We start from the raw sequence: 21037 nt of genomic DNA, 5'->3' as shown, positions 1-21037 counted from the left end.
TCTCGGGCCCTCAGTTCCGCCCTGGGTTTAACAACCCTCGGGCGATCACGCCGGCCTGGATCTCCGCCGCCCCTTCGAAGATGTTCAGGATGCGGGCGTCGCACAGCACCCGGCTGATCGGATACTCCAGCGCATAGCCGTTGCCGCCATGGATCTGCAGGGCGTCGTCGGCGCACGCCCAGGCGACCCGGGCGGCCAACAGCTTCGCCATCCCCGCTTCGATATCGCAACGGCGGTCGCTGTCCTTCTCGCGGGCCGCGTGCAAGGTAAGGGCGCGGGCCGCCGCGATCTCCGCCGCCATGCGCGCGAGTTTGTTGGCAACGCGGGGAAAGGCCTGAAGTTTCTTGGAAAACTGAACTCTTTCGTTGGCGTAACGAAGCCCTAGTTCCATCGCCGCCTGGGCGACGCCGACGGCGCGGGCCGCGGTCTGGATGCGCGCGCTCTCGAAGGTCGCCATGAGTTGCTTGAAGCCCTGCCCCTCCTCGGAGCCGAGCAGACTACCGACCGGCACCTCGAAACCGTCGAAGGCGATCTCGTATTCCTTCATGCCGCGATAGCCGAGCACCTCGATCTCGCCGCCGCTCATGCCGGCGGCGGGGAACGGGTCCTCCTCCGTGCCGCGCGGCTTCTCGGCCAGCAGCATGCTCAACCCGCGGTAGCCGGTTTCGTCCGGTTTGGTGCGGACCAGCAACGTCATCAGGTCCGTGCGCGCGGCGTGGGTGATCCAGGTCTTGTTGCCGTTCACCTTCCACACGTCGCCGGCCTTCTCGGCGCGGGTGCGCAGGTGGGCGAGGTCCGATCCCGTGTTGGGTTCGGTGAACACGGCCGTGGGCAGGATCTCGCCCGAGGCGATCCGGGGCAGCCAGTGGGCGCGCTGGTCCTCGGTGCCGCCCAGGCGGATCAATTCGGCGGCGATCTCCGAGCGGGTGCCGAGCGAGCCGACGCCGATATAGGCCCGGCTGAGCGTCTCGGAGACCACCACCATGGCCTCCTTGCCCATGCCGAGCCCGCCATACTCCTCGGGCACGGTCAGGCCGAAGGTGCCGAGCTCCGCCATGGCCTCGACCACCTCGATCGGGATCAGCCGGTCCTCCAGATGCCACTGATGGGCATGGGGCTCGACCCGGTCGGCGCCGAAACGGCGGAACTGTTCGCGCACCATGGCCAGAGTCTCGTCCAACCCGTGATGGCCAAAGGCATCCGGGTCGCCGGCCTCCATCGCTTCCGCCAGGCGGGCGGCCAGGGCCACGCGGGCGGTCTGACCGTTACCATAGCGCATCAACTTCTGGCAGGAACTGCTTGTAAGCGGGGACAGATCTTCCTCTTCGAGTCCCAGGTCGTGAGGGCGGAGCATTTCGGTCTGCGCCATCGGAATGCCGCCGCGGATCTGCCCTAGATACTCGCCCGCGGCCACCCCGAGGATCAGCCTCTCGGTCTCGCCGGCACGGCCCTGGTCGGCGAGGTCGTCGGCCCAGGAAACCAGCCGTTTCAAGGCTTCCACCGTGGTCGCCAGCCAGGCGAGGCCGTGGACCGCGGTCTGTTCCGCCTCCATTTTGGCGCCGTCGAACCGGCCGTTTACCACCACGAGGTCCGAAACCCGCCGGCGGGCGGTCGCAAGCACGGTTTCGGCCGCATCGACCGCCTCGCGCGCAAGCGAAAGGGTATCTGCGTCCGTGGTTTCGGTGGTTAAGGTCTCGACGGCGGCGCCGTTCATCCTGGGATCTCCCAATTCTCTAGCGTTTCCGGAGGTTTCCACACCATGGTGCAGTCGGCGTTGGAGGTCCAGACCCCATGCATTCAGCCGCCGTGTTAACCCTGTTGGTTAACCCATTGTTTACAATTTGATATGGATGCGAAACGGAGTATCGAATTGAAACCCCGTTCCTGGTTGCGAGGCGCCGACTCGACGGATATGATCCGGCCGACACCTCAATATCCTGTGTGTTTCTCAACGGTTCCTACGATATGGAGCGAGCGTGATTTCCGCCGACACTACAGCGCCGGACGAGAATATTCGAGGAAAATCAAAAGGTTCCGGCGCGACGGGGGCGGCATACGTCGTGCCCTGCGCCTCCTCCTTTCGCGATGCGGTCCTGCGGCTCGCCGAACAGCGCCAGGCCAGCCCCTCGGACCTTGCCCGGGCGGTGCTCCTGCTGATCCCCCGCGACGTCTTGGCTCGGACCGTGGACCCGGGGGAGCCGGCGCCCGGGGACCGGGAGCGGATCGCCCTGCAGTCCGGGGCGTCGCGGGGCCGGGTGCTGAAGCGGAAACCGCGTTTGCAGATGCGCCTGCCGGCCGGTCACGCCCACGCGGATCTGAGGCGGGCCCTGGCCCTGGCCCTGTCGATGGCCAAGGGCGAGTCCCAGCTCGCGGTGGTCACCGAGGCCGATCGCAAGGCGGAAGCGGCGGTGGAGCGGGCGCGCGACGAGATGTCCGAAGAAAACACCACCCTGCGCGGCCTGATCGCCGATCTGGCCATGCCGGTGCTGCCGAACGGGGTCCAGACCCGCGGCGAGGCGCTGTTCGCCCTCGGCTTCCCGCCGACCGCAGTGCCCGACGCGGGCACGATCCGGCGTCGCTGGCGCCGCATGGCGATGATCTACCATCCGGACAGCGCCTTCGGCGACCACGACCGGATGAGTCAATTGAACCAGGCGCTTGATAAGCTCACCCATTAGAGAGGGTTAGCATACGATTGTAATATTATTTCGCGTGCTTGACAGCCGCTTCGGGTCTCCGTAGCGTCTCTGGCATGAGCAACGATCTTCACATGCAGGCCGCCTACGGGAACGGCCGCATCGGTCGGCGAATTAGCCGCCCGGTCCTCGTCGAGGGCCGGGGCAGTGCTATTCGCCAGGAACCGATCTGTGGAGATTTCTCATGCTCGCCGAGCACCTGAGTCCCAACGCGGGCTCGTCCAACGCCGCCACCGCCTTTTCCGCCACCGCTTCCGCCGCCAATGCCGCGGCCGAGCCTGTCGTGGCCTGCTTCTCCATCACCGCCGTGGCCGACCCGCAGGTCATGTCCCGGGTGCTGGAGTTGTTCGCCAAGCGCGGCCTGATCCCGTCGCGCTGGCACAGCGACCTCAGCGGCCGCCGCCGTGACGAGCTGCTGATCGACCTCCAGGTCGAAGGGCTCGAACGCGAGAAGGCCGACCTGATCGGCCACGCCATGCGCCAGATGGTGCCGGTCATGAGCGTGCTCATCAGCCAGAAGAGCTACGCCTAAGAGGTTGCTCTTAGGAGCCCGCCAACATCGCACTCCCCGGACTTGTTCCGGGACGAACCGTGGAGCCGCTTCGCCCTCACGGAACGAGGGTGCGATGCGGCGGACGGGCTTGGCCCGGAACAGGTCCAGGCAGTGTGGAAGAGAGAACCGCGTCGGTACTCACGCCACCCGCACGATCTCGACGCCGGCGGCGGCCGCAGCGTCGGCTTCCGCCGCGCCGACCTGCTCGAGCCAGTCGCGTCGGCCCCGCACGCCGCCGCTTTCCCGCACGGCGACGATCGGAGCGAAGTCGATCGTCGCATGCACCCAGCCGGGCCGGTCGAACACGCCCTCGGTGAGGATGCCGGAGGACGGCAGGCCGTTGTCGGCGGGCACGAAGACCCCGGCCGAGCCGTGATTGCTGTCCAGCGCCGGGGACCAGGGTGCGTCGCCAACCGTCGGGCTGGTCACCACTGGCACCTGGTTCTCCAGCGCCCGGGCGAGGCCGGCGATGCGCACACGGGTGGCGCCGGCGATCGTCTCGGTGGCGCTCGGGATCAGGATCAGCTCCGCCCCGGCGGCGACCATGGCCCGCACGATCAGCGGAAACTCCCCGTCGTAGCAGACGGCGACGCCGATCCGGCCGATCTCGGTGTCGAAGATCCGGGCGGCCGAATTGCCGGTGACGCCCCAGATCTCCCGCTCCCAGGGCGTCATGATCCGCTTGTCCTGAATGCCGATGCCGCCCTGAGGGCCGATCAGCCGGGCCCGGTTCACCGGCTGCCCGCCCAGATCCGGCGCCAGTACCGGCAGGCTGGCGGCCAGGATATGCACCCCGTGGCGCCGGGCGAGCTCCGCGTGCAGGGCGTCGACCTGATCGATCAGGCCCCCGACGGCGCGGATCTGGCCGGGCAGGTCCGCCTCCATCTCCAACCCGAAGGTCGAGGCGAGCTCCAGGGCGCCGTATTCCGGAAACACCAGCAGTTCGGCCCCACCCTCGGCTGCCTCGGTGACCCAGGATTCGATCCCGGCGGCCCAGGCGTCGAGGCTGGAGGGCCGGCCGACGGGAAACTGCGCGGCGGCGACCCGCAGAGTGGCGCGGGCGGCGCTCACAGCTCTTTGATCCAGTACTGCATGGATTTGGCGGTCTCCTCGCTGTCGCCGACATCGGTCCAACTGTACCGGGCGACGGCGCCGTCAAGCTTCCGGTAGCCGAACCGCCGCCAGATCGGGTCCAGCGGCGTGTGGGTCTCGGGCCTGGCCGGATGATCGTCCGGCCGCAGCACGCCGCAGAAGGCCGCCATGCGGAAGCCCAGGGCGCGGGCATGAGCCTCGCGCCGCTCGAAGAAGCTGCGATAGGCGCCCCGGCCCCGGCATTCCGGCAGCAGAACGGATTCCGCACAGTAGAAGATCTCGTCCGGGTCGTAGCCGGCCCGGGCGAGCGGTGCCGAGAAATCCGCGTGCTCATGGGCCAGCGGGAGCCCGGTCGAGGCCCCGACCATGGCGTCCCCCGCATAGGCCGCCACCAGGATGGCGCCGTCGGAATTGGCGAAGGCCGAGAGATACTGCGCCTCGTAGGCCACCGAGCCGTCGTAGAGATAAGGCCAGTCGCGGAACACCCGGATCCGCAGATGCGCCAGCGCGTCGATCGCCGGCGCGATGGCGGCGCGGCCCGTCATGGTCTCCAGACGCAGGTCACCCTCGGCCATGGCGTTCCCCTCTGATGCGTCCGCCGCAATACCGGCGACGCCGCAGCGGGTCAACCGCAGGCGGACCGGCTACTCGGCGGCCTGCTTCAGATAGGCGATGATGTCGGCGCGATCCTGGGCGTCCTTCAGCCCGACGAAGATCATCTTGTTGCCGGGTACCGCCTCTTTGGGGTTTTCCAGATAGGTGCTCAGGCTTTCCGCGTCCCAGACCACGTCATGGGCCTTCATGGCGTCGGAGTAGCGCTTGAACCCCTCGGCGGTGCCCGCCTTGCGCCCGACCACGCCGTAGAGCGAGGGGCCCTGGCGGTGCTTGCCTTCCTGCACCGTGTGGCAGGCCTGGCACTTGCGGAACACCTTCTTGCCGGCGGCCGCATCGCCCTCCTCGGCGGAGGCGGCGGGGGTGAGGGCCATCGAGCCAGCCGCGAGGGCGAGGCCGAGGGCGAGGACGGTTCTACGCATGGAGATCTCCATCGTCAGCAGGGTGGGCGGCGGCTCTTGCGGTCGCGTCGGCCCGTCGAGAGGGCCGCATTCTGGCCCTGCGCCGCCGGTTCCGACAGGCCGTGCGACGATCTGTCGGAACCGGCTTCATCTACGTCGGCGCCTTCGGGGCGGATCAGTAGCCGCGCTTGAGCAGGCGGTTCATCATGTGGGTGACGATCAGCGAGCGGGGTTCCACCGTCCGCCATTGCTCGGCCGCCGGTCCGCTCAGGGTCCGCGTCTGCCAATCGGACAGCTCGGCCGCCGCGTCGTCGAGCGAGATCACCCGGCGGGCGACCTTCGCGGCAAGCAGACCCGCCTGGAAATCCACATCCGGATTGATCGGCCGTCCATCCGTCATGCTTGCCTCTTGAACCGAAGCCCCGGTGACGTTAGCTCAGGCGCTGTCGTGGCCGCCAGTTCGGCGGACCTGCCGGGGGATCGGATGTTGGAGACGCAGTCGGGGGCGGGTACGGTGTCGGGCGCGCGGGAGTGGGTCCGCGCCGTCGTTGAATCCGGGCGTGCCCAGGCAGTGATCACCGCCCTGATCGTGCTGAACGCGGTCACGCTCGGTCTGGAGACCAGCGCGACGGCCATGGCGGTGGCCGGGCCGCTGCTGGTGCTGGCCGACACGATCATCCTGGGCGTCTTCGTCGCGGAGATCGCCCTCAAGCTCTTCGCCCGCGGCCCTCGGTTCTTCCGCGACCCCTGGAACCTGTTCGACGTGGTGGTGGTGGGCGTGGCCCTGGTGCCCGCCTCGCAGGGCTTCTCGGTGCTGCGCGCCTTCCGCATCCTGCGCGTGCTGCGTCTGGTGTCGGTCGTGCCTTCCCTGCGCCGGGTGGTCGGCGCGCTGCTCCATGCCATTCCGGGGATGGGCTCGGTCGTCATGCTGCTCGGCGTGCTCTTCTATGTCTTCGCGGTCATGGCCACCAAGCTGTTCGGCGGCGCGTTCCCGGAGTGGTTCGGTACCATCGGCGCGTCATTCTACACGCTGTTCCAGGTGATGACGCTGGAGAGCTGGTCGATGGGCATCGTGCGGCCGGTGATGGACGTGTTCCCGGTTGCCTGGCTGTTCTTCGTGCCGTTCATCCTGCTGACCTCCTTCGCGGTGCTGAACCTGTTCATCGGCATCATCGTCGACGCCATGCAGAGCCAGGCCCATGCCGAGGAGGCGGCCCTGCATCTGGGCGAGCCGACCCTGGTGGACGTCATGGCCGAAGTGAAGGCGCTGCGGGCCGAAATCGCCGCGACGCGGGGGGAGGTGCAGGAGGGGGCGCGGGGGGAAAAGTCCGCGCTGGAATCTGAGGGGCACAGCGGCTAAAGTCCGCCGCCTCGCGGGCGTAGTTCAATGGTAGAACCTCAGCCTTCCAAGCTGATGATGCCGGTTCGATCCCGGTCGCCCGCTCCAGATTTCCCCGGCCCGGATTTCCCCCGACCAGATTGCCCCGCTGTCCCCTTGTCCGATCGCAGGCCGGCCGCCGTCAGCGGCGCGGGACCGGGACCGTCTTGTCCGGGGGGTATCGATAGACGCCGTCGCGGATGCCCTGCTCCCAGGAGCCGTAATGGATCGGTTCCGGAACGAGGAACGGCTGATAGGCGTAGCCCAGCAGGAAGGCCACGGTCCCGACGGCGCCGGCGCGGCGCAGCCACCGCCCCGGCTCCGCCAGCATGAGCGCCAGGCTCAGCAGCAGCAGGCCCGACGGAACGTACCAGTAGCGGTGGCCGACATCGCCGCCGGCGAACATGTCCGGCATGGGGGCGAACTTGACCGCGATGCCGGCCAGCACCAGCCCGGCCAGCACGGCGAGGCCGACCCTCGGCAGACGATAGGTTCCGGCCGCCAGACCGGCGGTTGCCGCCGCCAGGGCGACCAGGCCCCAGGATGAGCCGACCGAGGCCTTCACCAGATCGCCGGCGGTTCCGAGGGCGGCCAGGCCGAGGGTGCCGCCGCCGGCCTGCGGCTGGGACAGGATGAAACCGCCCTGGATCGCGCCGCACAGGAGCGCCAGCGCGCAGACGATGACCTCGGGGCGGTGGGTACGCAGCAGCCAGAGCCGGGTCGCGAAGACCGGCAGGTAGATCAGGGAGAACGGGCCCGACAATCCGGCGACGACCACCATCGCCGCCTTGTTCGCCGTTCCGCCCGGCGCGGAGACGGCGATCGCGGCCAGAGCGATGGCGGTGATCCATTGCAGGTTGGTGGGCGTGCCCAGCACCTCACTGCCGCCGAAGGCCAGCAGGGGCGTGAGCGCGCCGAGCCAGGCGGCCGGTCCGGGGAGGCACAGAAAGAGGGTCACGCTGGCCCAGGCGCTGAACGCCGCCGCTCCCACCAGGAAGACGACCAGGGTCCATTCCAGCGGCAGCAGCCCGGCCGCCGCCGCGACGATGCGCGGCATCAGGTGCAGGTAGCCGGCATAGGGCTCGATGAAGGAGCTCCAGCCGAACATGTTCCAGCCGCGGAAGAAGGCGCGTCCGTCCTCGGCCCAGAAGTCCGGGCGCAGGAAGGCGTCTGTATCTCGGAGCGCCAGCAGGCCGACGGCCGCCACCGCGACGGCGATCAGTGCGTAAGGGGCACGCCTCATGGGAGGGCTCATCCGTGGTCCGACGGCATGGCCCCGTCAGATCGCACGATCGTCCGTGGAAGGAAATACCGCGATGCCGGCGGGGGCTCTGCGTCGGCGACCCACCGGCGCCGGCCGGTCAGTCGAACAGGGCGTCGATATCCGCCTGGCTGAGACCCTGGCCACCCAGGGCCGGGCCGTTCAGCAGCTCGTGCTCATCCTGCTCGTCATGCGCGCCCTCGATCGTGCCTTCGTCCGGAATGTCGACGTCCTTGAACGCCTCCAGGCCCCAGATATCGATCATCGCCAGCACGCGGCTCTCGATGTACCGCAGGGTCTTCACCACCTGGGTGACGCGCTGGCCGGTCAGATCCTGGAAGGCGCAGGCCTCGATGATGGCGATGAGGCGTTCGCTGGCATGGTCGATCAGCAGCGCCACATCCGGATCTTCGACCGTATGCGAGTGGATCTGCTTCAAGAGCTGCTCGACTTCGTCGGCCGCCGACATGATCTCGTTGGTGGCGTCCTCGGTCTGCTTGGTGATTTCCTCGAGCTGGAGTGAGGCCTTCTCCATCTCGTCCCGGCCCATGACCGGGTTCTTGATCGCGGCGATCTGGGTCTTGGCGCGGCCGATGCTGCGGACCATCTGCGCGATTTCCACGCGCACGTCCCGCTTCATGTCGTCGTCTTCGGCGATTTCGGTCTCTTTGACGCCGCGAAGTTCGGCGACCTCCTGCCGGAGCTCGGCGATCTGCGCCAGGATCATCTCCACGCCGCCATCGGCCAGGGCCATGGGCGGAATGTCGGTGTTGGCGCTCTTAAGCACACCCGCCGCTCCGGCCTTTTTGGCCCGGCGTTCTATTGAAAAGAGCTTCTCGTGCTTGGCGGCCATCATCATCTTCTCCCGGCACCTCGGTACGATCTGCGCGGATATTCGCCGGGATGCTTAAAAAAAACGTTAACCCTTAGAGGGAGGGAGTCGAACTGAAACCCGCTCACGACATCATTAACTAATTTTTCAGGCTATTGCGCAAAATTGGCGCCGCGGGCCGATGGGCTTGGAACAGGCGCCTGTCTGGCAATTGCTTGGGCGAAAAAAGGTTGAGCAGGATGGCTGTCGCAGGGGCGAGCGTTGAGACGAGCGACAAACTGGATCCGAATACCCACTTCGTTTTTCAGCATCGGGTATTTCAGCTTCCGGACACGCGGTTCGAACTGTCGGGCCGAGACCGCAGTCCCGTGATGCATGTCAAACTCGGGGATATCGACGCGGTGATCCCGATCGACGACGTGTCCTCAGAGTTCGGGATTTCGCCGGATTCTCCCGACGGAAAGCTTCTGGTCATCGCCGCCAACAGCCTGAAATTCGTGAAGGATATCCGACCGGGTGACAGTATCCCGTCGGAACTGCTGGACGGCACCGCCTCCTGGCGGGTCGAGGACCACCACCGCGAACTGGCCAAGAACCGGCTGATGGTGCAGGTGGCGACCTGGCTGACCGGTGACGAATCCGTGGTCCTGGATATGACCGAGCTTCGGCGCATGTCGACGGATTCCAACATGCAGCAGAAGGTGCGCGACGGCATCTCCAAGATCGCGGAGTCCCTGGGGCTGGGTGCCGGCCGGCGCGACGAGGTGCTCGACATGATCGATCGCTTCGCCCGAGAGCTCTGCTACATCGAGGCCCTGCGCGACCGCTACAACTCCGCCCGCGGCATCGCGGTGAAGCTGAACAAGGTCGGCAGGCTCTACAAGGAAGACAAGCACTTCTACGAAGAGGTCAACCGCGCCGGCATCCTGATGCGGCCTGCGATGCAGGGCTTCATGAGCCTGTTCGAGCAGGTCGACGCGCAGACCAGCGAGATCATGGTGGTGCTGAAATCCTATGACGCCATGGTGAAATACGTGCGCGAGATCCGCGACGAGTTGCACCAGCGCCTGATCATCTGGGACCAGGCGATCAAGATGTGGAACGTTCCGGTCGAGAAGAAGCACGACCGGCTGCGCGATGCGGTGCGCGAGACCTACCGCTTCGTCGCCTTCCACTTCCCCCAGACCCACGACTGGGTCTGAGGGCGCCCGGCCCCAACTCCAGCCCTTACCCGGGAGGTCGGGTTCCCTCCCTTGCGGTTCCCTCAGGCCGCGCGCCGGGCCACCAGGAACAGGCGCCGGAACGGGAAGACCGTGCGGCCGTCCGGCATCGGCGGATAGGCGGCGCGGACCCGCGTCCGGTAGGCGCTCTCGAACCCGTCGCGCTCCGCGCCCTCCAGGGCGCCGAGGAACGGGCGCAGCCAGGTGCCCTTGGTCCATTCCGCCACCGGGTTCTCTCCCTCCAGGATCTGGATGTACTCGGTCTCCCAGACGTCGAGCATATCGGCCAGCGGCGACAGCAGGTCGATATAGAAACCCGGCTCGTGGGTCGGCGGGGCGCTGAGCATCGGCTCTATCGTCTTTCGCCAAGGCCCGTCCATGGCCGCGTCGGCGACCGATGTGTGTGACGGGGCGGCGAAGTTGCGGGGCATCTGCACCGCCAGCCAGCCGCCGGGGGCGACCTGGTCGAACAGGCGCGGGAACAGCGCCCCGTGGTCGCCCAGCCAATGCAGCGCCGCGTTGGAATAAAGCACGTCCACCGGCGGTTCAGCCCTCCAGGAAGCGGCGTCCGCGACGTCGAAGGACAGGGCCGGGAAGGACAGGGCCGGATGGTCGGCGCGGGCGCGGTCCAGCATCTCCGGGGACGGATCCAGCCCGGTGATCTCGGCCGTCGGCCAGCGGGCCGCCAGCACGGCGGTGACGTTGCCGGTGCCGCAGCCGAGATCCACCACCCGACGCGGCGCGTCGACGGGAATCCGGCCGAGGAGATCGGTCGCGGGGCGCAGGCGATGGTCGGCAAATTTCAGGTATTGCGAGGTGTCCCAGGTCATTTCTGCGGCTCCGGAGGGTCGACGGCGGCGGTCGGCGGGCATGGGGTATGGTAGAGATACGCAGGATACAGCATATTTTCCGGCCAAGGACGGGGCCGGTGAGTTCGGGCGACAAGTCAATGACCGACGGTAAAGCCGGCAGCGCCGGAAAATCCGGCAAGACAACGCGGACCCGGGACAGCATGCCCGGAACCCTGGCCGAGCAGGCGACCGGGCACGAGTTCCCGCGCGACGACCGGCCGACCTCGCTGCGGCTGCGCAAGCTCAGCCAGCGCGACGTCGACCAGATGGTCCAGTCCCATGCCCAGTTCGAGAGCGGCCGCACCGGTGGCGCACGGGCGAGTTTCGCCGGCTGCGACCTGCGCTATCTCGACCTGAAGGGCGTCGATCTCGGCGGCGCGGATTTCACCGGCGCCAGCCTCAGCCATGCCGATCTGCGCCATGCCAAGCTGGGCAGCGCCAACCTGTTCGCCTGCGACCTGCGCCACGCCGACCTGCGCCACGCCACCCTGTCGCGGGCCGACATGCGCGGCGCCTGTCTGCGCGGGGCCAACCTGACCGACGCCGTCCTGCAGGAGGCGGATCTGCGCGACGGCGTGCTGCTGAAACCCGACGAGCGCGGCAACCTGGTGGCCTCGGGTTTCGAGACGACCTCCACCGACGCGGCGACGGCCACCGCCCTGCGCGCCGACCTGTCCAACGCGAAGATGTCGAACGCCTTCGTCGTCCAGACCGATCTGACGGACGCCAACCTGCGCAACGTGCGGCTGAACCGCGCCGATCTGAGCCACGCCAACCTGACGGGCAGCAACCTGGAAGGCGCCGACCTGACCGAGGCCAACCTGACCGGTGCCATCCTTCACGGCGCGGTGCTGTACAATGTGATCTTCTCCAACACCCAGCTCGCCGACGCCGATCTGGCCGGCGCGGCGTTCTCCAACATGGACCGGGACGCGCCGCAGTTCCGCGACGCGCGCCTGCCCAAGGTACTGGATGCGCTGGGCATGGAGATGCGGACCATGCTGATCGCCCATGACGCCTGGATCCGGTCCTCCGGACGTCAGGGACAGCGGGCGGTGCTGACCCGGCGCGACGCCAGCGGTCAGTCGCTGTCCGGCATCAACCTGTCGGCGGCCGGGATGGAATTCGTGGTCCTCACCGGCTGCGACCTCAGCCGCATGGAACTGCTGATGTCGGACATGGCCTTCGCCGACCTGCGCAAGTCCGACCTGTCCCAGGCCGACATGCGGGGGGTGACCCTGCGCCGTGCCAACCTGACCGGCGCCAATCTCACCGGCGCCCGGCTCGGGCCGATCAACATCATCGGCTCCAACGTCCAGCGCTGGACCGCCCATCTGGAGCATGCCCGGCTGGCGCAGGCGAATTTCCGCGGCGCCGACCTGTCCTTCGCCGCCATGATGCACACCGATCTGACAGGCGCGGACCTGCGCGACGCCAACCTGCGCGGCGCCGATCTGCAAGATGCGATCCTCACCGATGCCGACCTGCGGGGCGCGGATACCCGGGACACCGATTTCCGGGGCGCGCAGGACGTCGCCCTGTGACGCAGGCGCCCTGGCCGGAGACGGACGGGGCTGCCGCGATCACCCGGGCCGTCACCCGCGGCGCGGCGCGGCTGTTCGAGGATCTGGGGCATGCGGTGGTCACCGAGCTGCGGCTGGCCAACGGCCGGCGGGCGGATATCGTCGCCCTGGCTCCGGACGGCACGGTGACGATCGTGGAGGTGAAATCCGGCATCCCCGATTTCGCCGCGGACCGCAAATGGGTGGATTACGGGCCGTTCTGCGACCGGTTCTTCTTCGCGGTCTCGCCCGACTTCCCGCTCGAGCGCCTGCCCGATCCCGACACCTGCGGCCTGATCGTCGCCGACGCCTGGGGCGCCGAAATCCTGCGCGAGGCCCCGGTGGTGCGGCTGGCCGCCGCCCGGCGCAAGGCGATCACCCTGCGCTTTGCCGCAACCGCCGCTCGCCGCCTGCGCGGCCTGGAGGACCCCCGGCTCTAAGAGGGGGGCGGACAGTTCTGTCGCGCTGCAGGTGCGAAAAGCTGCGTCAGGCCGGGCTTATTGAAAATATAAATGATCAATATTTGAATTAATCGACCGATTATTGGTTCTATTTCACGACTAATTCGCTGCCATTTTGGTCAGTTATCCTGACCGTTATTCCGCCCTATGTTGCACTGCAGAAGGCGACGGGATGATCCGCCGCCGAACGTGGAGGCAGACATGGCCAATATCGATGTCGCGAAGACCGTGATCGCTTACAGCATGGGTTGGGCTCTGATCGCCCTGACCGCGGTCGCCGGCGCCCTCTAAGGGCCCGATGTCCCGGCCTGTCCGGGACCAGTATCCAACCGAGACCGGGGCGCAGGCCGTTCAATGGCCTTGCCCCGGGCGGTTGCGCGGGTCCGAGAGCGGGCCTGCCTGAAACCTGGCTTCTGGAGAAGTACTCTTACTTCTTGGAAATCCGGGCGACCGTCGCGGTCGTGCTGTGACCGTCCTCGAGCGACGCCAGCATCACCCGGCCGCCATAGGACTGCACCACATCGGCGCCGACCACGGTTGCCACGGTGTAGTCGGCTCCTTTCACCAGAACGTCCGGCCGCAGGGTCTCGATCACCGCCAGCGGCGTGTCGTCGGGGAAAATCACGACCGCATCCACGGAGGCGAGCGAACCCAGGACCAGGGCGCGCGAGGCGTCGTTCTGGATCGGCCGGGACTCCCCCTTAAGCCGCTTCACCGAGGCATCGCTGTTCAGCCCGACCACCAGCCGGTCGCAGGCCGCGCGCGCCTGTCGCAACAGCGATACGTGACCGGGGTGCAGCAGGTCGAACACGCCGTTGGTGAAGCCGACCTTCAGGCCCTGACGGCGCCACGACTGCGCCAGGGAGCGGGCCTCCTCCAGGGTATGGGTCTTGGACTCGCCCACATCCAGCTCGCGCTGGCGCAGGGTTGCGGCCATCTCGTTCGCCGCCGCGGTCGCCGTGCCCATCTTGGCGACGACGATTCCGGCCGCCACATTCGCCAGCCGACAGGCGTCTTCCACCGCGATCCCCGCACCCAGCGCGGCCGCCAGGGTCGCCACCACCGTGTCGCCGGCGCCGGAGACGTCATAGACCTCCCGCGCGGTTGCCGAGAGATGCAGCGGTTCCACCCCGCCGCCGCGCACCAGGGACATGCCGTCCTGGCTGCGGGTGACCAGCACGCCGTTCACGCCGGACGCCTCGATCAGGGCGGTGGCGGTCTCGACGATCCCAGCATCGCCGTCCGCCATGCCGCCGGTCGCCTCGGCCAGTTCGCGGCGGTTCGGCGTCACCAGGGTGGCGCCGGCATAGCGGGCATAGTCGCTTCCCTTGGGGTCGACGATCACCGGCACGCCGCGCTCGGCCGCGGCCTCGATCAGCCGCCGCAGCACCGGCTCGGTCAGAACGCCCTTGCCGTAGTCCGACAGCACCATCGCCTTGGCCTGGGCCAGATCGGCGACCGCGCGGGCGACGATCTCCTCCTCCAGGTTGGCGGAGACCGGCACGATCCGCTCGCGGTCGGCGCGCATCATCTGCTGGCTGCCGGCGATGTAGCGGGTCTTGATCGTGGTCGGCCGCGCCTCGTCCTCGATCAGATGGCTTTCGATCTCCAGGTCGTCGCGCAGCAGGCCCTTGATGTCGCGGGCTTCCTGGTCGCGTCCCATCACGGCGACGAGGCAGACGGTCGCGCCGAGCGCCCGCAGGTTGCGCGCCACGTTGCCCACGCCGCCCAGCATCACGGTCTCGCGCTCGATCCGAAGGACGGGGACGGGGGCCTCCGGCGAGATCCGGTCGACCGCGCCGTAGACGAAACGGTCGAGCATCAGGTCGCCGACCGCGAGCACGCGGATGCCGGCGAGGTCCTCGACGAGGGAGGCGAGTTCGGACTCGTCGGTCATTCTTCTTCCACCAGACCGAGGCGGCGCTCCAGCGTGCCGCACAGCGCGTGGCCGATCAGGATGTGCATTTCCTGGATCCGGTTCGCCGCCCGGGCCGGTACCGACACCACGATATCGGCGATCGGGTCCACCTGCTCCCGGTTGGCGCCGACCATGGCCACGGCGATCAGGCCGCGCGCCTTTGCCTCCTCCAGCCCCTTCAGCACGTTCGGCGACTTGCCCGAGGTGCTGAGGCCGATGGCAACGTCCCCGGGGCGTCCGAGCGCCTCGATCTGGCGGGCGAAGACCCGGTCGTACCCCATATCGTTGGCACCCGCCGTCAGGGCGGATGTGTCCGTCGTCAGGGCCAGGGCGGCAATCGCTGCCCGGTCCGTGACGTAGCGTACGACCAGCTCGGTGGACAGATGCTGGGCATCCGCGGCACTGCCGCCGTTGCCGAAAAAGAGCAACTTTCCACCATTGGACACGGATGACGCGCAAGCGGCCACCAACTCTTCGAAGGCCGATTCGACGGCCGCGCGGGTTGAGCCCGTTACGCTCGCGTGTTCTTCGAAATCTTTTTCCAGCAACGACTTGGCGGTCATCTGGGGCCCCGGTTCCGCACGATTCGGCTGGGGACGATCAGGCCCGCAGCGGCCCAGGATTTACCCCGTCGGCGGCGTCCTGCCAAGTGTCGGAGAATCCTTCAACAGTTCTTGCGAAATTCTCAGGTAGCCAGAATTTGCATAAAATTTGCGATGTGCAGGTCGAGGGGATAGATTGCGCGCTCCAGGGGGGAGAAACCTGCCCATGGTCGATCTGACCGGCACTAATTCTGACGACACGCTGTTCGGCGGCGCCGTCAACGACACGCTCTTCGGAGGCGATGGTAACGACTCTCTCGACGGCCGGGAGGGGAACGACCTGCTGTTGGGCGGTGCCGGCGACGATCTGATCGACGGATCAGCCGGTAACATCAACGATTTCAATCAGCCCACCGGAGACGACACGCTGTCGGGCGGATCGGGCTCGGACACGTTGCGCGGCGGTGGCGGCAACGACACCTATCTCTATAACCGCGGCGACGGTTACGACGAGATCCAGGATTACTACTACTTCCATGAGCGCATCAGCCTTGGGTCGATCAGAAGTCCTGTCGAACTCGACGGCGGTACCGACACGATCCGGTTCGGCGCGGGGATCACCTATGAGGACCTGTGGGTCTCCCTCGACGGCGACGACCTGATCATCGGCATCCGCGACGGCGACACCGATCTCTACGGTCTGAGCGACCTGCTGCGCCTCAACGACGCCGACAATCCCCTGCGGGCGATCGAGCAGATCCAGTTCGAGGACGGCACCACGATCGATGTGTCCGGTCTGGTCACCGACCTGGAGGGTTCGGGCCAGTCGGACACGGTGACGTGGGATGGGCCGGCCCTCGGCATCGATGCCGGCGGCGGTGACGACACCATCACGGCCACCGACGCCGCGGACACGATCGGCGGCGGCGCGGGCAACGACGTCGTCAACGCGGCGGGCGGTGACAACCAGATCGATGGCGGCGACGGCGACGACGCGGTGGTTACCGGTGCCGGCGTCGACAGTGTGGCCGGCGGCTCCGGCCAGGACACCGTGTCGGTCGGCGGCGGCAACGACCGGGTCGATGGCGGCGACGGCGACGATTCCGTGCTCGGCGGCACCGGCGACGACACTCTGGTCGGCGGCATCGGCAACGACACCCTCGACGGCTCGGCCGAAGCCGGCACCACCAACGAGGCGGTCGGCCACGATCACCTGTCCGGCGGGGTCGGCGACGACCTGCTGCGCGGCGGCGGCGGCAACGACGTCTACAGCTTCAACCTGGGCGACGGCCAGGACACCATCGTCGACGAGTACAAGATCGTCCCGGAGAACGGGCTCGGCCATGTCGACAACGCCTATGTGACCGACGGCGGCGCCGACCGGATCGTCTTCGGTCCTGGCATCGGCGCCGAGGATCTGTGGTTCGACATCATCGGCGACGACCTGGTCATCGGCATCCGCGACGGGGTCAATGAACTCGGCGATCTGGCCGACCAGATCACCATCGAGAACTGGCGCGACAGCGACTACCGGATCGAGACGCTGGAATTCGACGATGGCAGCGAGCTGTCGGTCGAGGATATCACCGCCAACCTCGACGGCACCTCGGCCGACGAGAGCCTGAGCTGGACCGACACAGCGCTGGGCGTCGATGCGGCGGGCGGCAACGACACGGTGGTGGCCGGGGCGGCGGACGACACGGTCTCCGGCGGTGACGGCAATGACCTGCTGGTCGGCGGCGGCGGCAATGACGTGGTCGACGGCGGCGCGGACAACGACTCGATCCGCGGCGGTGTCGGCAACGACACGGCGCGGGGCGGCGACGGCAACGACACGATCGACGGCGGCGACGGTAACGACCTGCTGTCCGGCGGTGCGGGTGCGGACACGCTGCTGGGCAGCGGCGGCATCCGCGGCGCGGCCATCGCAGAGCCGGAGGGCGACGACACCCTGGTCGGGGGCGAGGGCAATGACCTGTTGCGTGCCGGCGGCGGCGACGATGTCTACCAGTATGCCTCCGGCGACGGCCGCGACAGGATCATCGACGAGTACTGGTACCAGACCCGCAGCCCGCTCGGTCATATTGGCACGCCGACGCTGCTCCATGGCGGCATCGATACCCTGGAGCTGAGCGACCTGAACGCCGAGGACGTGACCCTCTGGCTGAACGGATCCACGCTTTATCTCGCCGCGGCCGAGGACGCCGTCGGCTGGGACTCGATCTCCGACATGGTCGAGATCGACTATTGGACCGACACCCTGCGGACCATCGAGAACATCGAGTTCGCCGACGGCTCCGTGCTCGACCGCGGCCAGGTCTCCGCCGCCGCCAGCGGCGTGACCGCCGGCAACGACACGGTGAGTTGGTCCGGTCCGGGCATCCGCCTCGATGGCGGTGCGGGCGCCGACTCGATCCAGGGCGGCTCCGGCCGCGACTACCTGGAAGGCGGCAGCGGCAACGACACCCTCAACGGCGGTGGCGGCGACGACACGCTGGAGGGCGACGGCGGCAACGACGTCCTGGTCGGCGGGGCCGGCAGCGACCGTCTCGACGGTGGCGCCGGATCCGATACCCTGACCGGCGGTGCTGGTGGCGATGTCTTCGTGGCCGGCGACGGCGACGTGATCGCCGATCTCGGCGACGACGACGTGGTCCGGGTCGAGGGCGTGTCGCTGGATGCGGACGCGGTCGAGCTGGTGCGCAGCGAGGACGGCACCACCACAGGCATCCGGATCGATACCGACGGCGACGGGAATGCCGACCTGACCCTCACCCTTGAGGGCGATTTCAACGACGTCGAGGCGGTCACCCGGACCGCGGCCGACGGCTCCACCTATACCGACTTCACCATCCGCGATCAGGGCCCGATCTTGGCCACCGGTGGCGACGGCAACGACGTGCTGACCGGCGGTGCCGCGGCTGACACGCTGTCCGGCGCCGGTGGCGACGACACCGTCCTGGCCGGCGGCGGCGAGGATACCGTCGATGGCGGAGACGGCAACGACCTGCTGTCCGGCGGCGAAGGGGCCGACACCCTGGACGGGGGTGCCGGCAACGACACGGTCGCGGGCGGCGCCGACAACGATCTGCTCTCCGGCAACGAGGGCGAGGACGCCCTGGCCGGCGGCGACGGCGACGACACGCTGTATGGCGGGCCGAGCGACGATTCCCTGACCGGCGGGGCCGGCGACGACGAGCTTCTGGGCGAGGCCGCCGACGACAGCATCCAGGGTAATGACGGTGCCGATCTGCTGTCGGGCGGTGGCGGCAACGACACGCTGGACGGCGGCGAGGGAGCCGACACCCTGCGCGGCAGCGACGGCGACGACCTGCTGTCCGGCGGCGCCGGCGCCGATGACATCGACGGCGACGGCGGCGACGATGCGCTCGTCGGAGGTGCCGGTTCGGACAGTCTGGCCGGCGGCGCGGGCGCCGACACCTTCGCCGGGACCGCGGACGATCTCGACGGCGACCTGATCCGCGACTTCGCGGCGGGCGTGGACGTGATCTCGGTCGCCGGGGTCAGCGCCGACACACTGGGCGTCACCCTGGTCCGCGACGAGACCGGCAGCACGCTCAGCCTCGACACCGACGGCGACGGGACGCCCGACTCCACGATCCGTCTGGAGGGCCTGTTCACCTCGCCGACGGTCACCGACAACGGGTCCGGCGGCGTCGATATCAGCCTCGAGGCGTTCGAGCCGGAGCTTGGCACCGATGGCGCCGACACCCTGGTCGGCACGCCGGAGAACGACACGATCGAGGCCGGCGACGGCGACGACGACATCTCGGCCAAGTCGGCGGGCGACGTGGTCTCCGGCGGCGGCGGCGACGATACCCTGTCGGGCCAGGCGGGCGACGACACCCTGTCCGGCGGCGACGGCAATGACAGCCTGCTGGGCGGCGAGGACGACGACATCGCCCTGGGTGGCGACGGCGACGATACCGCCGAGGGCGGGTCGGGCGAGGACACCTTGTCCGGCGGCATCGGCAACGACAGCCTGGACGGCGGCGACGGAAACGACGTCGTCAGCGGCAATTCGGGCGAGGACACCCTGTCCGGCGGGGGCGGCGATGACAGCCTGGACGGCGGGGCAAGCAACGACCTGGTCGACGGCGGCGCCGGAAACGATACGGCCGAGGGCGGGAGCGGCGACGACACGGTGGCCGGCAATGACGGCGACGACAGCGTCGATGGCGGCTCGGGCAACGACGTGGTCGACGGCGGTGCCGGTAACGACACGGCCGAGGGCGGTGCGGGCGACGACACGGTCGCAGGCGGCGACGGCGATGACAGCGTCGACGGCGGTTCCGGCAACGATCTGGCCGAGGGCGGCGCAGGCGACGACACGGTCGGCGGCGGCGACGGGGACGACACGGTTGCGGGCGGCGACGGCAATGACAGCCTGGCCGGTGGCGACGGCAATGACAGCGTGGCCGGTGGCTCCGGCGACGACACCGCGGCCGGTGGGGCCGGCGACGACACCGTCGAAGGCGACGCAGGCGCGGATTCCCTTTCCGGCGGCGACGGCGACGATCTGGTCGATGGCGGCGCGGACAACGACACGCTGGACGGCGGCGCCGGTAACGACACCGTCGATGGCGGCAGCGGCGACGACGTCATCGACGGCAATGACGGCGACGATTCCGTAGTCGGTGGCGACGGCAATGACACCGTGCAGTCCGGCGACGGCAACGACACGGTCGAGGGCGGCTCCGGCGACGACTCCCTGGCGGGCGACGCGGGTGCTGGCTGGAACGGCACGACTCTCGCTGGCGGCAGCGCCGGCGACAATCTGTCCGGTGGTGACGGCAACGACCTGATCACCGGGGCCGCCGGCCGCGACAACCTGTCGGGCGGAGCGGGCGACGACACGATTTCCGGCGGCGCCGATCGCGACGTTCTGGTCGGTGGCGACGGCGAGGACCTGCTGTCCGGCGGCGAGGGCGGCGATTCAGTCTTTGGCGGTGCCGGTCGCGACACGCTGTTCGGCAATGACGGCACCGACTACTTGGAAGGCAATGACGGCGACGACGTGATCGACGGCGGAGCCGGCGACGACCGGATCGTCGCGGGCGACGGCAGCGACACGCTGTCAGGCGGCGCCGGGCGCGACGAGATGTCGGGTGGGGCCGGCGACGACGTGATCGACGGCGGTGCCGAGGCCGACCGGATGACGGGTGGCGCCGGTGCCGACACCTTCGTGGTCGATGATGGGGACGTCATTCTCGATCTGGAGCAGGTCGATGCGGTGCGGATCAACGGGTCGGCCCTGAATGCCGATGCTCTGACCGTCACGCGAACCATCGGTGCCGACGACCGCACCACCGTGAATGTCGATACCGACGGCGACGGGGTTGCCGATTTCAGCTTCCAGGCGATTGGCGGCTTCGAGGTTGCGGAGATCTCGACCGGCACCGACGAGAGCGGCGCGCCCTATACCCAACTCCGCTTCAGTGCGAACACCGAACCCACCGAAACGGCAGAGGACACCACCCCGGGTGGGGATACTCTGACTGGCGGTGACGGCAATGACACCGTCACCGGTGGGGACGGCAGTGACACGCTGACGGGCGGCGACGGCAACGACACGCTGACGGGCGGCGACGGCGGCGATACGGTTACCGGCGGCGACGGCAACGACACGCTGACGGG

Annotated in this window: 17 protein-coding genes and 1 tRNA gene; 8 read left to right on the top strand and 10 right to left on the bottom strand. The window is 68.4% G+C overall.

Annotated elements, in window-relative coordinates:
• Positions 1 to 10: 10 nt before the first annotated feature.
• Positions 11 to 1714: an acyl-CoA dehydrogenase family protein gene (locus BLS34_RS16205; protein WP_093151875.1), complete on the bottom strand. Its 1704-nt coding sequence runs from the start codon at positions 1712 to 1714 to the stop codon at positions 11 to 13.
• Between the two features lie 346 nt (positions 1715 to 2060).
• Between BLS34_RS16205 and BLS34_RS16200 the strand changes: the two genes are divergently transcribed.
• Both BLS34_RS16200 and BLS34_RS16195 read left to right on the top strand, forming a co-directional pair.
• Complete coding sequence (locus BLS34_RS16200) at positions 2061 to 2678, top strand: J domain-containing protein (RefSeq protein WP_245702000.1); 618 nt, start codon at positions 2061 to 2063, stop codon at positions 2676 to 2678.
• 202 nt (positions 2679 to 2880) lie between these two features.
• Positions 2881 to 3228: a hypothetical protein gene (locus tag BLS34_RS16195; RefSeq protein WP_093151872.1), complete on the top strand. Its 348-nt coding sequence runs from the start codon at positions 2881 to 2883 to the stop codon at positions 3226 to 3228.
• 159 nt (positions 3229 to 3387) lie between these two features.
• On the opposite strand, the gene BLS34_RS16190 is transcribed toward BLS34_RS16195, so the two are convergent.
• From BLS34_RS16190 to BLS34_RS16175, 4 genes are all read right to left on the bottom strand, one after another.
• On the bottom strand, positions 3388 to 4320 hold the full coding sequence (locus BLS34_RS16190; protein WP_215906129.1) for a carbon-nitrogen hydrolase family protein: 933 nt from the start codon (positions 4318 to 4320) through the stop codon (positions 3388 to 3390).
• Positions 4317 to 4916 carry a GNAT family N-acetyltransferase gene (locus BLS34_RS16185; RefSeq protein WP_093151869.1) on the bottom strand — a complete coding sequence of 200 codons (600 nt, stop codon included), beginning with the start codon at positions 4914 to 4916 and terminating at the stop codon, positions 4317 to 4319. The genes BLS34_RS16190 and BLS34_RS16185 overlap by 4 nt, the downstream gene beginning before the upstream one ends.
• A gap of 69 nt (positions 4917 to 4985) precedes the next feature.
• The gene (locus tag BLS34_RS16180; protein ID WP_028795928.1) at positions 4986 to 5375 is read right to left on the bottom strand and encodes a c-type cytochrome; all 390 of its coding nucleotides are present in this window, start codon (positions 5373 to 5375) and stop codon (positions 4986 to 4988) included.
• Positions 5376 to 5529: 154 nt separating this feature from the next.
• Positions 5530 to 5754 (bottom strand): hypothetical protein, encoded by a 225-nt coding sequence (locus BLS34_RS16175; protein WP_028795927.1) that lies wholly within the window; start codon positions 5752 to 5754, stop codon positions 5530 to 5532.
• 84 nt (positions 5755 to 5838) lie between these two features.
• Between BLS34_RS16175 and BLS34_RS16170 the strand changes: the two genes are divergently transcribed.
• Together BLS34_RS16170 and BLS34_RS16165 are read left to right on the top strand one after the other, a co-directional pair.
• Positions 5839 to 6714, top strand: coding sequence for an ion transporter (locus BLS34_RS16170; RefSeq protein WP_093151867.1), 876 nt, complete (start codon positions 5839 to 5841; stop codon positions 6712 to 6714).
• A 13-nt stretch (positions 6715 to 6727) separates the two neighbouring features.
• Positions 6728 to 6801 (top strand) — tRNA-Gly (locus BLS34_RS16165).
• 73 nt (positions 6802 to 6874) lie between these two features.
• Here the strand turns inward: BLS34_RS16165 and BLS34_RS16160 are convergent.
• Positions 6875 to 7975 carry a hypothetical protein gene (locus BLS34_RS16160; protein WP_093151864.1) on the bottom strand — a complete coding sequence of 367 codons (1101 nt, stop codon included), beginning with the start codon at positions 7973 to 7975 and terminating at the stop codon, positions 6875 to 6877.
• A 118-nt stretch (positions 7976 to 8093) separates the two neighbouring features.
• Complete coding sequence (locus BLS34_RS16155; RefSeq protein WP_093151863.1) at positions 8094 to 8849, bottom strand: protein phosphatase CheZ; 756 nt, start codon at positions 8847 to 8849, stop codon at positions 8094 to 8096.
• A gap of 347 nt (positions 8850 to 9196) precedes the next feature.
• On the opposite strand from BLS34_RS16155, the gene BLS34_RS16150 reads away from it, so the two are divergent.
• Entirely contained in the window at positions 9197 to 10027 is an 831-nt protein-coding gene (locus BLS34_RS16150) for a hypothetical protein (protein ID WP_051245130.1), read from the top strand.
• A 62-nt stretch (positions 10028 to 10089) separates the two neighbouring features.
• Here the strand turns inward: BLS34_RS16150 and BLS34_RS16145 are convergent, their stop codons facing one another.
• Complete coding sequence (locus tag BLS34_RS16145) at positions 10090 to 10875, bottom strand: methyltransferase domain-containing protein (protein WP_093151860.1); 786 nt, start codon at positions 10873 to 10875, stop codon at positions 10090 to 10092.
• A 119-nt stretch (positions 10876 to 10994) separates the two neighbouring features.
• Here BLS34_RS16145 and BLS34_RS16140 point away from each other — a divergent pair, with 119 nt between their 5' ends.
• A complete protein-coding gene (locus BLS34_RS16140; RefSeq protein WP_093151857.1) occupies positions 10995 to 12440 on the top strand; it encodes a pentapeptide repeat-containing protein in 1446 nt (481 codons plus the stop codon).
• Entirely contained in the window at positions 12437 to 12898 is a 462-nt protein-coding gene (locus BLS34_RS16135) for an MmcB family DNA repair protein (protein WP_028795921.1), read from the top strand. Before BLS34_RS16140 ends, BLS34_RS16135 begins: the two co-directional genes overlap by 4 nt.
• A gap of 448 nt (positions 12899 to 13346) precedes the next feature.
• Here BLS34_RS16135 and rfaE1 read toward each other — a convergent pair whose 3' ends face one another.
• Positions 13347 to 14816: a D-glycero-beta-D-manno-heptose-7-phosphate kinase gene (gene rfaE1 / locus BLS34_RS16130; protein ID WP_093151855.1), complete on the bottom strand. Its 1470-nt coding sequence runs from the start codon at positions 14814 to 14816 to the stop codon at positions 13347 to 13349.
• A complete protein-coding gene (locus BLS34_RS16125; RefSeq protein ID WP_093151852.1) occupies positions 14813 to 15400 on the bottom strand; it encodes an SIS domain-containing protein in 588 nt (195 codons plus the stop codon). The genes rfaE1 and BLS34_RS16125 overlap by 4 nt, the downstream gene beginning before the upstream one ends.
• Before the next feature lie 205 nt (positions 15401 to 15605).
• Here BLS34_RS16125 and BLS34_RS16120 point away from each other — a divergent pair.
• Positions 15606 to 21037: calcium-binding protein (locus BLS34_RS16120; RefSeq protein ID WP_093151848.1), on the top strand; the 5432-nt coding region annotated here is incomplete at its 3' end.

The organism is Thalassobaculum litoreum DSM 18839 (assembly GCF_900102465.1).
Lineage (GTDB): Bacteria > Pseudomonadota > Alphaproteobacteria > Thalassobaculales > Thalassobaculaceae > Thalassobaculum > Thalassobaculum litoreum.
Note: the sequence above shows the minus strand (reverse complement) of the source record. Positions and strands in the feature narration are given on the sequence as shown.

Excerpts from the sequence above, each read along its gene's own strand:
- BLS34_RS16175 (WP_028795927.1), bottom strand. The coding sequence starts at position 5,754 with ATGACGGATGGACGGCCGATCAATCCGGATGTGGATTTCCAGGCGGGT.
- BLS34_RS16150 (WP_051245130.1), top strand. The coding sequence starts at position 9,197 with ATGCATGTCAAACTCGGGGATATCGACGCGGTGATCCCGATCGACGAC.
- BLS34_RS16205 (WP_093151875.1), bottom strand. The coding sequence starts at position 1,714 with ATGAACGGCGCCGCCGTCGAGACCTTAACCACCGAAACCACGGACGCA.
- BLS34_RS16145 (WP_093151860.1), bottom strand. The coding sequence starts at position 10,875 with ATGACCTGGGACACCTCGCAATACCTGAAATTTGCCGACCATCGCCTG.
- BLS34_RS16160 (WP_093151864.1), bottom strand. The coding sequence starts at position 7,975 with ATGAGGCGTGCCCCTTACGCACTGATCGCCGTCGCGGTGGCGGCCGTC.
- BLS34_RS16125 (WP_093151852.1), bottom strand. The coding sequence starts at position 15,400 with ATGACCGCCAAGTCGTTGCTGGAAAAAGATTTCGAAGAACACGCGAGC.
- BLS34_RS16155 (WP_093151863.1), bottom strand. The coding sequence starts at position 8,849 with ATGATGGCCGCCAAGCACGAGAAGCTCTTTTCAATAGAACGCCGGGCC.
- BLS34_RS16195 (WP_093151872.1), top strand. The coding sequence starts at position 2,881 with ATGCTCGCCGAGCACCTGAGTCCCAACGCGGGCTCGTCCAACGCCGCC.
- rfaE1 (WP_093151855.1), bottom strand. The coding sequence starts at position 14,816 with ATGACCGACGAGTCCGAACTCGCCTCCCTCGTCGAGGACCTCGCCGGC.
- BLS34_RS16170 (WP_093151867.1), top strand. The coding sequence starts at position 5,839 with ATGTTGGAGACGCAGTCGGGGGCGGGTACGGTGTCGGGCGCGCGGGAG.
- BLS34_RS16180 (WP_028795928.1), bottom strand. The coding sequence starts at position 5,375 with ATGCGTAGAACCGTCCTCGCCCTCGGCCTCGCCCTCGCGGCTGGCTCG.
- BLS34_RS16185 (WP_093151869.1), bottom strand. The coding sequence starts at position 4,916 with ATGGCCGAGGGTGACCTGCGTCTGGAGACCATGACGGGCCGCGCCGCC.
- BLS34_RS16140 (WP_093151857.1), top strand. The coding sequence starts at position 10,995 with ATGACCGACGGTAAAGCCGGCAGCGCCGGAAAATCCGGCAAGACAACG.